Origin of the sequence: Azospirillum sp. BE72 (genome assembly GCF_031455875.1) — a bacterium.
Classification (GTDB): domain Bacteria; phylum Pseudomonadota; class Alphaproteobacteria; order Azospirillales; family Azospirillaceae; genus Azospirillum.
This window is the reverse complement of record NZ_JAVDTO010000006.1, coordinates 39,998-52,344: the sequence shown is the minus strand read 5'-3', so window position 1 is coordinate 52,344 and position 12,347 is coordinate 39,998. Positions and strand designations below refer to the sequence as shown.

The 12,347-nt window shown below is 69.4% G+C and carries 8 protein-coding genes; 5 read left to right on the top strand and 3 right to left on the bottom strand.

Annotation, left to right across the window (positions count from 1 at the left end; translation table 11 throughout):
* The first annotated feature begins 433 nt into the window (after nucleotides 1-433).
* The 5 genes from J2Y49_RS17630 (at nucleotide 434) to J2Y49_RS17610 (ending at nucleotide 5,103) form a co-directional block, all read left to right on the top strand.
* Nucleotides 434-1,270, top strand: coding sequence for an alpha/beta fold hydrolase (locus J2Y49_RS17630; RefSeq protein ID WP_409017868.1), 837 nt, complete (start codon nucleotides 434-436; stop codon nucleotides 1,268-1,270).
* A 156-nt stretch (nucleotides 1,271-1,426) separates the two neighbouring features.
* Nucleotides 1,427-2,113 (top strand): hydrolase, encoded by a 687-nt coding sequence (locus J2Y49_RS17625; protein ID WP_310116164.1) that lies wholly within the window; start codon nucleotides 1,427-1,429, stop codon nucleotides 2,111-2,113.
* Nucleotides 2,114-2,206: 93 nt separating this feature from the next.
* Nucleotides 2,207-2,482, top strand: coding sequence for a XapX domain-containing protein (locus J2Y49_RS17620; protein ID WP_310116163.1), 276 nt, complete (start codon nucleotides 2,207-2,209; stop codon nucleotides 2,480-2,482).
* Nucleotides 2,479-4,476, top strand: coding sequence for an amidohydrolase (locus J2Y49_RS17615; RefSeq protein WP_310116162.1), 1,998 nt, complete (start codon nucleotides 2,479-2,481; stop codon nucleotides 4,474-4,476). Before J2Y49_RS17620 ends, J2Y49_RS17615 begins: the two co-directional genes overlap by 4 nt.
* A gap of 195 nt (nucleotides 4,477-4,671) precedes the next feature.
* Nucleotides 4,672-5,103, top strand: coding sequence for a DoxX family protein (locus J2Y49_RS17610; RefSeq protein ID WP_310116161.1), 432 nt, complete (start codon nucleotides 4,672-4,674; stop codon nucleotides 5,101-5,103).
* Nucleotides 5,104-5,118: 15 nt separating this feature from the next.
* Here J2Y49_RS17610 and J2Y49_RS17605 read toward each other — a convergent pair whose 3' ends face one another.
* The 3 genes from J2Y49_RS17605 to J2Y49_RS17595 are packed head-to-tail and all read right to left on the bottom strand — an operon-like array spanning nucleotide 5,119 to nucleotide 12,334.
* A complete protein-coding gene (locus tag J2Y49_RS17605) occupies nucleotides 5,119-5,760 on the bottom strand; it encodes a response regulator (RefSeq protein WP_310116160.1) in 642 nt (213 codons plus the stop codon).
* The gene (locus J2Y49_RS17600; RefSeq protein WP_310116159.1) at nucleotides 5,757-7,289 is read right to left on the bottom strand and encodes a response regulator; all 1,533 of its coding nucleotides are present in this window, start codon (nucleotides 7,287-7,289) and stop codon (nucleotides 5,757-5,759) included. The genes J2Y49_RS17605 and J2Y49_RS17600 overlap by 4 nt, the downstream gene beginning before the upstream one ends.
* Complete coding sequence (locus J2Y49_RS17595; protein ID WP_310116158.1) at nucleotides 7,286-12,334, bottom strand: AAA family ATPase; 5,049 nt, start codon at nucleotides 12,332-12,334, stop codon at nucleotides 7,286-7,288. Before J2Y49_RS17595 ends, J2Y49_RS17600 begins: the two co-directional genes overlap by 4 nt.
* Nucleotides 12,335-12,347 lie beyond the last annotated feature (13 nt).

Here is a 12,347-nt window from a genome sequence, read left to right as displayed (position 1 = left end):
GAGAGGGTCGGGGTGAGGAGGACGCACCGCGAATCTTTGCAAGGACGGCAAGGCGCCGCATATCCCCCTGATCCTCCCAATGGGCCCCCCTCACCCTAACCCTCTCCCCGGGGGGAGAGGGGATTCAAGGCTTTTTGCGTTCCCGACGGCGCAATGCGCAGAACCGGCAAAAGCCGTTCCGAAGAGGCAATCACCCTCTCCGCCCTTTCCGTACCATCCGTTCATCAAGACAGCCGGCGCGGTTCCCACCAGCCCGGCCCCGAACGGACTTCGCATGACCACCCAGGATTTCCACCCGTCCCGCCGGACAGTCCTCTCCGGCAGCGCCGCGCTCGCCGTTGCGGGCGGCGGTCTGCTGCCCACGATCGCCGGCACCGCCGCCGCGGCCGAAAAGACGGCCAACCGTCAAGACCCGACCAAAGGAACGAAACCCATGCTCCAGGGCAGCTACGTCACCACCAAGGACGGCGTCCAGATCTACGTCAAGCAGTGGGGACCGCAGACCGGCCAGCCGGTGGTGTTCAGCCATGGCTGGCCGCTGACCGGCGACGCCTTCGAAGACCAGATGATGTATCTGGCCCAGCACGGCTATCGCACCATCGCCCATGACCGCCGCGGCCATGGGCGCTCGTCGCAGCCGGGCTTCGGCAACGATCTCGACCATTACGCCGACGATCTGGCCGCGGTGACCGAGGCGCTGGACCTGAAGAACGCCGTCCATGTCGGCCATTCCACGGGTGGCGGCGAGGTCGCGCGCTACATCGGCCGCCACGGCGTGTCGCGTGTCGCCAAGGCGGCGCTGATCGGCGCCATCCCGCCGATCATGGTGAAGACCGACTGGAACCCCGACGGCGTGCCGATGGAGGTGTTCGACGGCATCCGCGCCGGCGTGAAGGCCGACCGCTCGCAATTCTTCAAGGACCTGGCCCTCCCCTTCTACGGCTTCAACCGTCCAGGCGCCAAGGTTTCACAGGGCGCGATCGACAGCTTCTGGATGCAGGGCATGATGGGCGGCCTGTTGGCCGAGTACGAGTGCGTCAAGGCCTTCTCCGAGACCGACCAGCGCGAAGACCTGAAGAAGATGATCGTCCCGACGCTCGTCCTGCACGGTGACGACGACCAGATCGTCCCGATCGCCACCTCCGCCATGGCCGCCGTCAAGCTTCTGCCGAAGGGCACGCTCAAGGTCGTGGCCGGAGCACCGCACGGTATCTGCACCACGCACAAGGATATCGTGAACGAGGAACTGCTGGCCTTCATCCGCGCCTGACCGAGCAGCGGCGCTTCGTCCTGGTTTCAGCAACAATAATGTTCTGAACAGCGGAATTGTTCCGCAATGATGGCTCGTGCCATTGTCCTTTCAGACGGCGGCGCCAACGAAAACGGCAGCCAACCCCTAAAAACCCACACGGAACAGGAAACGATCATGACCTTCCCGGCCAAGTCGCTCATCAACGCCGACGACACCGTCTTCATCTTCATCGATCACCAGCCGCAGATGTCCTTCGGCGTCGTCAACATCGACCGCCAGCAGGTGAAGAACAACACCATCGCGCTGGCGAAGACCGCCAAGCTGTTCGGCGCCTCGACCATCGTGACCGCGGTGGAGACCGAGAGCTTCTCCGGCTACATCTGGCCGGAGCTGATGGACGTGCTGAAGCAGGATCCCATCGAGCGCACCTCGATGAACAGCTGGGATTCGGAGGATCTGGTGGCCGCCGTCAAGGCGACCGGCAAGAAGAAGCTGGTGATCGCAGCCCTGTGGACCGAGGCCTGCCTGCTGTTCCCGACGCTGTGCGCCATCGAGGAAGGCTTCGAGGTCTACATCGTCACCGACGCCTCGGGCGGCACCTCGCAGGAAGCCCACGACGCTGCCATCCGCCGCATGGAGCAGGCCGGCGCCCATTCCATCACTTCGGTCAACGTCCTGCTGGAACTGCAGCGCGACTGGGCCAAGCGCGGCACCTATGACGGCGTGATGAACATCGTCCGCGAGCATTTCGGCGCCTACGGCATGGGCGTCGATTACGCCTACACCATGGTCCACAAGGCCCCGCAGCGTGGCGAGTACGCGCATAAGGTGACCGGCGCCGCCGCGCACGAACATGCGTAACCGGCACGCCTGATCCCGCTACCCGGTGCCCGGTTCCGGCCGGGTACCGATCCTCATTTGCAGACCAGCTTTCCAGACCGGGAGCCCGGATCCATGATGCCATATCTCCTTTCGGCCGGCGCCGGCATCCTGGTCGGCGTCATCTATGCGTTGATCGGCGTCCGTTCGCCGGCACCGCCGACCATCGCCCTGATCGGATTGCTCGGCATGCTGGTCGGCGAACAGGTGGTGCCGGTCGTCAAGCGCCTGATCGCCGGCGAACCGGTCGTCGCCTTCATCCAGACCGACTGCGCCCGCCATGTGCTGGGTCAGCAGGCCGGAGCCGACCAGCCGCCAGCCGTTACGACACCGGATGGAGGGAAAGCGTGACGCCCCCCGCCCCTCCCGCGATCGGCCGCCGCAAGGCAATGGCGGGAACCGCCGCCGCGACCCTGCTCGCCTCGCCGCTGATGTCCACCCTCGCGTCCAGAACCGGGAATGCCGCCATGCCCAACACCGCCACCACTGGTGACGTGATCCTCGTCAACGCCAAGGTCACCACGCTGGACCGCGCCAACCCGCAGGCCAGCGCCATCGCCATCCGCGACGGCCGCTTCCTCGCGGTCGGCACCGAGGCCGAGGTGCGCGCCGCGGCGCCGCAAGCGACGGTGATCGACGCCAAGGGCCGGCGGGTAATCCCCGGGCTGATCGACAGCCACATGCACATCATCCGCGGCGGCCTGAACTACAACATGGAGCTGCGCTGGGACGGCGTGCCGAGCCTTGCCGACGCCATGGCGATGCTGAAGCGGCAGGCGGCGATCACGCCGCCGCCGCAATGGGTCCGGGTGGTCGGCGGCTTCACCGAGCACCAGTTCGCCGAAAAGCGCCTGCCGACCATCGAGGAGCTGAACGCCGCCGCCCCCGACACGCCGGTCTTCATCCTGCACCTCTACGACCGCGCCCTGCTGAACGCCGCGGCCCTGCGCGCCGTGGGCTATACCAGGGACACGCCGAACCCGCCGGGCGGCGAGATCGTCCGCGACGCCGCCGGCAACCCGACCGGCCTGCTGCTGGCCCAGCCCAACGCGACCATCCTCTATTCGACGCTGGCGAAGGGACCGAAGCTGCCGCCCGAGTACCAGCTGAACTCGACCCGCCATTTCATGCGCGAGATGAACCGCCTGGGCGTGACCGGGGTGATCGACGCCGGCGGCGGCTACCAGAACTATCCCGACGATTACGCCATCATCGAAAAGCTGCATGCCGACGGCGAGCTGACCCTGCGCATCAGCTACAACCTGTTCACCCAAAAGCCGAAGGAGGAGCTGTCCGACTTCGCGGGCTGGGCCTCCAAGGTCAAGCCCGGCGACGGCGACGACAGCTACCGCCACAACGGCGCCGGCGAGATGCTGGTCTATTCCGCCGCCGATTTCGAGGATTTCCGCGTCGCCCGCCCCGACATGCCGCCCAACATGGAAGGCGATCTGGAGCCGGTGATCCGCCTGCTGGCCGAGAACCGCTGGCCCTGGCGTCTGCACGCCACCTACGACCAGACCATCAGCCGGGCGCTTGACGTGTTCGAGAAGGTCAACCGCGACATCCCCTTCGACGGGCTGCACTGGTTCTTCGACCATGCCGAGACGATCAGCGACCGCAACATCGACCGCATCGCGGCACTCGGCGGCGGCATCGCCGTCCAGCACCGCATGGCCTATCAGGGCGAATATTTCGTCGAGCGCTACGGCGCGAAAGCGGCGGAACGGACCCCGCCCATCGCCAGAATGATGGCGGCCGGCCTGCCGGTCGGCGCCGGCACCGACGCCACCCGCGTCGCCAGCTACAACCCGTGGGTCTCGCTGTCCTGGCTGGTCACGGGCAGGACGGTGGGCGGTCTCGGCCTCTACCCCCAGGCCAACCGGATGGACCGCGAGACGGCGCTGCGGCTGTGGACGGAAGCCAACACCTGGTTCTCCAACGAGCAGGGCAAAAAGGGCCAGATCAAGGCCGGGCAGTTGGCCGACCTCGCCGTGCTGTCCGACGACTTCTTCTCGGTTTCCGAGGACCGCATCGCCCATCTCGGCTCCGTCCTGACCATGCTCGGCGGCGCCGTGGTGCATGGCGAAGGCGATTACGGCCCGCTGGCGCCGCAATTGCCGAAGCCCATGCCGGACTGGTCGCCGGTGCGCACCTTCGGCGGCTATTACAAGGCGGCGGACGGCGGCGCGGGCGACCAGCGCAAGGCGCTGGCATCCGCCTGCGGCTGCGCCACCGGCTGCGGCGTCCATGGCCACGACCATGCCGCCGCCTATGCCGCCGACGTCCCGGCCGCCGACGTGCAGTCCTTCTGGGGCGCGCTCGGCTGCGGCTGCTGGGCTGTTTGACCGCTTCTCTACCTGGAAAATCCCCTCTCCCCCCGGGGAGAGGGTTAGGGTGAGGGGGGCGCGCGGCGAGGATCTTCAAGAATCGCGCGCTCTCCGCTCCCTCAAATCCACTCGATGCATCCCCCTCACCCCGACCCTCTCCCCGGGGGGAGAGGGGGATTTTCGCCTCCCCCACAATAAGAAACGGTTCCTGCCATGACCTTCCGTGATCGGGAACACCCCATCGACCGTATCCTCGACTGGGACGGCACATGGTTTCTGGCCCGGCTGGCGCTGGTCGGCGCCTATCTGCTGGGCGGGCTGGTGAAGCTGGCCGACTGGCCGGGCGCGGTGGCCGAACAGGCGCATTTCGGCCTGCACCCGCCGGCGCTGTGGGCGGCGCTGACCATCCTGGTCGAGCTGGTCGGGCCGCTGCTGATCCTGCTGGACCGGGCGCTGTGGCTGGGCGCCGGGGCGCTCGGCGTATTCACCGTGCTGGCCGCGCTGATCGCCAACGATTTCTGGACGATGGCCGGACAGGAGCGCTTCATGGCGACCAACGCCTTCTTCGAGCATCTAGGGCTGGTCGGCGGCTTCGCGCTGGCCGCCATGCTGTCGCGGCTGCGCCGAACCTCCCGGCGCCTTTGAAGGCGGCCCGCCCGCTCAGTAGACGCGGCCGGGCACCAGGCTGTCGACGATGCGCACCAGTTCCACCACCGACCGGGCTTCCATCTTGCGCATGGCCTGACCGCGGTGCAGCTTCACCGTCGCCTCGCTGAGACCGAGATCGTCGGCGATCTGCTTGTTGCGCAGGCCGGACACCACCATCATCGTGATCTCGCGCTCGCGCGCGGTCAGCGTGTCGAAGCGGGCGCGCTGGGTGACGAGGCCGCGCTCCTGGTCGCGCTGCTCGCCATGCCGGGCGATCGCGGCGTGGATGGCGTCCAGCAGTTCCTGGTGGTGCACCGGCTTGGTCAGGAATTCGAAGGCCCCCGCCTTCATCGCGCGCACCGACATCGGCACGTCGGCATGCCCACTGATGAAGATCACCGGCAGGCTGTTGCCGCAGCGCGCCAGTTCCGCCTGGAAATCCAGCCCGCTGCGCCCCGGCAGCCGCACGTCCAGCACCATGCAGCCGACATCGATGACCGGGCGCCGGTCGATGTATTGCTGGACCGATCCGAAGCTCTTCACCTGCAGCCCGACGGACTCGAGCAGCCCTTCCAGCGCTTCGCGGACGGCCTCGTCGTCGTCGATGATCACCACGGTCGCAACGGCCGCGGCGGTTTCGGCCTTGCCCCTCATCGCAACCCTCCGGACGACACCGGCAGCACGAATTCGAAAACGCTCCCCGAAGGGCTCCCCGGCGTCGCGGTCAGCCGTCCGCCATGCAGTTCCACGATCGACCGGCTGATCGACAGGCCCATCCCCAGCCCGTCCGGCTTGGTGGTGTACAGGGCCCGGAAGATGGCGTCGACATCGGCGTCCGCGATGCCCGTCCCGCTGTCCTCGACCCGGACATGGAACCGGCCGTCCTCGCTGGCGGTGACGATGCGCAGGCGCCGTTCCGGCAGATCGGGGTCCGCCATCGCCTCGACCGCGTTCATCACCAGATTGAGGACCAGCTGCTGCAACTGCACCCGGTCGCCGTGGACCCAGGGCGATCCGGCCTGCAGGTCGGTTTCCACCACGATGCGGGCGCGGCGCAGTTCACCCCGCACCAACGCCAGCGTGTCGGCGACCAGCGCGCTCATGTCGACCCATCCGGGATCGGCCGGGGTCCGGCGCGCCAGCGCATGGATGCTGCGGACCACGTCACCGGCCCGCTGGGCGTCGCGCACGATCCGCTCCACCACGACGCGGGTCTTGGCCAAGTCGGGGTGCGACTGCGACAGGTGCTGAAGGCAAGTGCCGGCGTTGGTGATGATCGCCATCAGCGGCTGGTTGACCTCATGCGCGACGGCGGCGGCCAGTTCCCCCATCATGGTCAGCCGGCCGATATGGGCGAGGTCGGCCTGGGCCTTGCGCAGGGCCTCCGCGATCTGGCGGCGCTGGGTCAGGTCGCTGAACACCAGGATGGAGCCGACCATGTCCCCGCGGTCGTCGATGATGGCGGAACAGCGCTCCTCCACCACGATTCCAGCCGGCACCACCACCCCGGCCGAAGCGGTCTCCCCGCGGGGCAGCAGCCGCGACAGCCGTTCCGGCGGGGCGTAGGCGCCGCTGCGCAGGACGAGGGCGGAGAAATCCTCCAGCGGCTCGTGCGTTTCCTCGTCCACCGCGACGAAGACGGAGGCGAGCGGCTGCCCGGCCGCCTCCGCCGCCGTCCAGCCGGTCATCGTCTCCGCCACCCGGTTCATGAAGTCGACGCGGCCCTGGGGATCGCACAGGATGACGCCGTCGCGGATGCTAGCGAGCGTGGCGGCATAGCGCCGCTCGCTCATCCGCAGTCTGGCATCGCTGGCGTGCTTGTAGAGCGCCATCTGGATGACGGTGCGCATCTGCGGCTCTTCGAAGGGCTTCAGCAGATAGCCGAAGGGCTCCGTCAGGCTGGCGCGCTGAACCACCTCGTCATTGGCGTAGGCCGTGAGGAAGACGACGGGGATGCGCTGGGCGTCGCGGATCCGGCGCGCCGCCTCGATCCCGTCCATCTCCCCTTCCAGGCGGATGTCCATCAGGACCAGATCGGGCTGATGGCTGCAGGCCAGCCGGACCGCCTCCTCGCCGCTGGCCGACATGCCGACCACGACATGACCCATCCGGGAGAGTTGATGCTGAATATCGCGCGCAACGATGCGGTCGTCTTCGACGATCAGGATCCGTGCCGCGATCATTCACTTCCCCGGTTGCGCCCCTTCAAAGGAAAGGTGACGATGAACTCCGTCCCTGTGCTGGAACTGTATTTCAACGAGCCGTGCAATTGGCTGGTCAGGTCAGCAATCAGCTGAAAACCGACCGTGTCCATCCTATCGGGATCGTACCCTTCGGGCAAGCCCACGCCGTCATCACGGACGGATAGCCGGCAGTCCCGCCCGTCCGACGCCAGCCCCACGCTGAGCACCCCTCCCCGTCCGCCCGGAAAGGCGTGCTTCAGCGCGTTGGAGACCAGTTCGTTGACGATCAGGCCGCAGGGCACCGCCCGGTCGAGGTCGAGCTTCAGGTCGTCCATGTCGGTGTCCAGCCGCACCGCGCCGGCCTGCCGGGAATAGGCGCGCAGCAGATGTGCGCACACCGACTCCAGATGCTCGCGCATCGGCACGCGGGCGAAGTTGCCGAGCCGGTAGAGGTTCTCGTGCACCAGCGCCATCGACCGCACTCGGTCGCGGCTGTCGGCGAACAGGGCTGCGACCGCCTCGTCCTCGATGCGGCGGGCCTGGAGGTTGAGGAGGCTGGTGACAAGCTGAAGGTTGTTCTTCACCCGGTGGTGGATTTCCTTCAGCAGCGCCTCCTTCTCCTCCAGCGTCGCGGTTTCCAATGACGCCGCCGCCTGGGCGCCGAGCAGCGTCAGGATGTCGACCCGCCGCGGCGTGAAGGCATGGGTCGCCAGCGCGTTCTCCAGATGCAGAAGCCCGACGACGCGCCGGCGGCGGACCAGCGGCATGCACAGGATGGAGCGCGCCTCCGTCTCGCGCAGATAGGGATCGGCGGAAAAGGGGCCGGGGGCGCGGGTGTCGTCGACGATCACCGCCTCCTGGTCGCGGATCGCGCCATGGACGATGGCGTGGGGCAGCGGGATGCGGTCGGCATCCTCCTGCACCAGCCGGACCGACACGCCGTAGAGCCCGGTCGTCGCCTCCGCCTCCACCCGCAGCCGTTCGCCGCGGGCGAGGATCAGCATGCCGCGGCTGGCCCCGGCATGTTCCAGCACCAGGGTCAGCAGCGTGGTGGTCAGCTGCTCCAGGCTCGCCTGGTCGGAGACCGTGCGCAGCGTGCCGAGAAGGGCGGCCAGATCGATGCCATCGAAGCCGCGCGGCGCCTCCGGCAGGGCCGGCTCCGCCGCGTCAAGGCCAAGCGAGGGATAACGGCGGGCGAGCTGCCCGACCTTGGCCGTGGCCCCCCAGCGCGCATACCCGTCGGCCGCGTCGCGGATGCAGGCGAGTTCCAGCGTCGGCACGCCCAGCCGGCGATAGAGGCCGGCGGCGCATTCATGGGCCAGCGCCTCCACATGTGGCAGGGCGGTGCGCCGCGCCGCCTGGACCGCGCGGTCATAGCCGCGCATCGCATCCTCCGTCCGCCCTTGCGTCCGTGCAGCCTCCGCCTCGGCCAGGGCGAAGCGGGCGTCGAAACTGTCGGGGCTGTGGCCCGCCCAGTCGCGCAGCTGGTCGAGATGGCGGGCGAGCGCTGTGGCGTGGCGGGCGCGGTGGTCCGGCCGGACGTCGTCCATCGCCCCGGCCCGCGCCAATGCCGCGTGGAAATGGAACTCCGCCATCTCCCAATGGCCGGACGTGGTCCACAGAAGCCCTTCCGCCCGCTCCGCCGCCTCGACCGCCGCCGCCATCTCGCCGGCGATGCAGCGGAGCTGAAGGGTACGGATCCAGTGCCAGCAGGTGGCGATGTCCAGGCTTGGATTGGCCAGCAGCCGCGCCTCGAAGGCGGCATTGTCGAAGCCCTGCCCGTCGAAGCAGCCGATGGCGTCGGTCTGTCCGCGCAGGGCGCGCAGCAATTGCAGCTGGGTCGTCAGGATGTCGGCGCACAGCCCGAACTTCACCTGCCGGACATAGGCCAGCCGCGCCTCCGCCGTGCGCTGCACCGTCGTCAGCGGATCGCCGGAGGCCAGCATGCTGGTGACCAGGGTGACGCTGGTGAAGCCGCCATAGGTGACGTCGCCGGCCTCCCGCGCCTCCTCGAAGGCGCGCAGCAGCAGGGCGCGCTCGCTGCGGATGTCGCGGGTCCAGGGGACGACGTGATAGGCGAAGGTCATCAGCACCCGCGCCCGGTAGCGCGTCGGCCCCTGCCGCTCCGCCAGATCGTAGCCGAGCCGGCCGAACTCGTAGCCGGCGGCATAATCGCCGAAATAGGGACCGGCCATCATGCCGAGATAGGCGAATCCCAGGGCGGACGCGTCGCTGCGCCCGTTCCGCAGGGTCAGGTTCGCCATCCGGCACAGGATCAGGCAGACGAGGTTGCGGTCGCTGAAGAAGGCTGGCGGCAAGGCCGCGGCCAGCACGTCCAGCGTCGCCCGGCTGTCGGGGTCGGCGACGGCGGAGGAGGACGCCAGCGACGCGATGGGCCGGTCGCCGATGGCCGCCTGCAGCCGCGCGTATTCCTCGTGAGCCAAGGCTGCCGGCGGATGGGCCGCCCAGTCGATGCCGACGCCCCGCAGATAGGCCAGACAGGCGTCGATGGCGCGGTCGCTGCGGTCAATGGCAGTGTAGACGGTGACGAGCAGCGCCGTGATGGCGGCACGGTCCGCCGGGCATTCGGCCCGTCCGGCAAGGCCGAGCAGGCGCCGCTCCGCCTGCTGCAGGTCGCCGCAGAGGAACTCGCATTCGGCCTGCAGATGCTCCAGCGCGAAGGCCAGCCGGTGCCCCCGCTCGATCCCGCCACCCTCCAGCAGGCGCAGGCCGCCCAGCGCATAGGCCAGCGCCGAGCCGTGGGCGCTGGCAGCCTTGGCCTGATGGCCGGCGGCGAGATGGAGCGTCGCCACCTCCGCCCGCTCCGGCCCGTCCTGGACCAGGGGCAGGCAGCGGTCATACTGGCCGACCAGCGTGAACAGCCGCTCCCCCGTCAGGTCGGCTTTATGGCCGCGGTGCAGCGCGCGGGCGATGTCGAGGTGGAGCGCCCCGCGCGATTCCGCCGGCACCAGGGCATAGGCCCCTTCCTGCACCCGGTCGTGGAGGAAGCGGAAACCGTCCTCGCTGCGCAGGATCAGCCCCTCGGCCAGCACCGGTTCCAGATGGCGCTCCGTCTCCTGCTCCGTCAGGCCGGCGGCGATGGCCAGGGTGGGCAGCCGGACGGCGGCGCCCAGCGCGGCATGGCGGGCCAGCAGGTCGCGCGCCTGCGCCGGGAAGCGGCCGAGCCGTTCGGTCATCAGCGTGGCGATGCCGGCGCCCGACGGCGCCCGCTCCACCGCCGCCAGATCCCAGTCCCAGCGTTTGGCCTCGCGGTCGAACCACAGGGGGCCGGAGCGTTCCAGCGCGGTCAGCAGCTGCACCGCGAAGAAGGCGTTGCCGCCGGTGCGCTCCTGCAGCAGGGCGGCGAGCGCCGCCACCTCCTCCGGCTTGCGGTCCAGGCTGTCGGCGACCATGTGGCGCAGATCGTCCGGGGACAGCGGGCCCAGCGCGATCTCCTCGCAATCGATCGCATCGCCGGCGGCACCCTCGCACGCATCCCGGATGCGGCGCATCAGCGCCTCCAGCGGATGGCCGGCACCGACCTCGTCGCTGCGGTAGGCGCCGACCAGCAGCAGATGGCCGATGCCGCCATCGGCAACCAGCCGGTCCAGCAGGTCCAGCGTCGCGCGATCCAGCCACTGCAGGTCGTCCAGGAACAGGACCAGCGGATGGTCGGGGCGGGCGAAGCTCTGCAGAACGCGCCGGAACAGCAGGTCGAAGCGGTTCTGCGCCTCCCGCGGTGGCAGGGGCGGCACGGCGGTCTGTTCGCCGATCAGCAGGGCCAGATTGGGGATCAGCGCGGTCATCAGCGCGCCGCCGTCGCCCACCGCCTCCGCCAGACCGCGGCGCCACTGGTCGCGATGCGGGGCCGGCAGCGCCAGGATGCGGGTGACCAGCGCGCGGAAGGCCTCCGCCAGGCTGGCATAGGGCAGGTCGCGCTTGCCCTGGTCGAACTTGCCGGCGGCGAACAGGCCATAAGGCGGCACCAGCTGGTCCTCCAGCGACCGGACGACCGCCGACTTGCCGACGCCGGACCGTCCGGCGATCAGGACGACGCCCATCCGCCCGCGGGCGGCAACCCGCTCGAAGGCGGCCCGAAGGGCGGCGGCCGGCTCGTCCCGCCCATAGAGGTCCGGCGGCGCGACCAGCCCCTCCGGCATGTCGCGCCGGCAGACCGGAAAGGCGGGGATGCTGCCTTCGACATCCCAGGACCGAAGGGCATGGGTGAGGTCGCGAATGAGGCCGTCGGCGGTCTGGTAGCGGTCCTCCGCCGTCTTGGCGAGCAGACGCAGCAGGATGTCGCCGATGGCCGCCGGCAGGTCGGGGGCGTGTTGGGCCGGCGGGATCGGCGCGCGCGCCAGATGGCTGTGGACCCACTCCATCGCATCGCGCGCGGCGAAGGGCAATTCGCCGGTGAACAGCTCGTAGAGCGTGACACCCAGGGCATAGAGGTCGCTGCGGCGGTCGACCGGACGGTTCATCCGCCCCGACTGCTCCGGCGCCATGTAGGGCAGCAGCGCGTCAGGCCGCTCGGCGCCGGCGTCGGGTGCGGGGACCGGCAAGGGGCTGGCCCGTCCGAAACCGGTCAGGCGCACCGATCCGTCATCACCGACCAGCAGGTTGAAGGGCCGCAGGTCGCCGTGCAGCAGTCCGCGGCGATGCAGCTGCGCCACCGCCCCGGCGATGCGGATCGCCAGCAAAAGCCGCTGGCGGAAGGGCATCGCCGGCACCGGCAGGGCCGACAGCGGCTGTCCACCCGGATCGGCGAGGGTCAGCACCGGAACCATGTCATGCTGCAGCAGGTCGAGCGGCTTGACCGCCCAGGCCGGGCCCAGCCGGCGCGACAGTTCATGCTCTCGCCGCAGCCGGTCGAGCGCCGCATCGGACCGGCCGCCCGGATCCGTCCCAAGCGTCAGCGCCATGCGGACCAGGATCGGGAAGGGCTGGCCCGGCCGCATCACCCGCAGCAGCCGGCTTTCCCCGTCGCTGCCCAGGACATGGCCGCCGGAGCCGGTCGCCGCCAGATGATCGAAACTGAGCTCCATGGTACCGGTCTTT

Bases quoted from the DNA above. Each gene is read 5' to 3' on its own strand.
- J2Y49_RS17595 (WP_310116158.1), bottom strand. From the start codon at position 12,334: ATGGAGCTCAGTTTCGATCATCTGGCGGCGACCGGCTCCGGCGGCCAT.
- J2Y49_RS17605 (WP_310116160.1), bottom strand. From the start codon at position 5,760: ATGAGGGGCAAGGCCGAAACCGCCGCGGCCGTTGCGACCGTGGTGATC.
- J2Y49_RS17630 (WP_409017868.1), top strand. From the start codon at position 434: ATGCTCCAGGGCAGCTACGTCACCACCAAGGACGGCGTCCAGATCTAC.
- J2Y49_RS17620 (WP_310116163.1), top strand. From the start codon at position 2,207: ATGATGCCATATCTCCTTTCGGCCGGCGCCGGCATCCTGGTCGGCGTC.
- J2Y49_RS17610 (WP_310116161.1), top strand. From the start codon at position 4,672: ATGACCTTCCGTGATCGGGAACACCCCATCGACCGTATCCTCGACTGG.
- J2Y49_RS17625 (WP_310116164.1), top strand. From the start codon at position 1,427: ATGACCTTCCCGGCCAAGTCGCTCATCAACGCCGACGACACCGTCTTC.
- J2Y49_RS17600 (WP_310116159.1), bottom strand. From the start codon at position 7,289: ATGATCGCGGCACGGATCCTGATCGTCGAAGACGACCGCATCGTTGCG.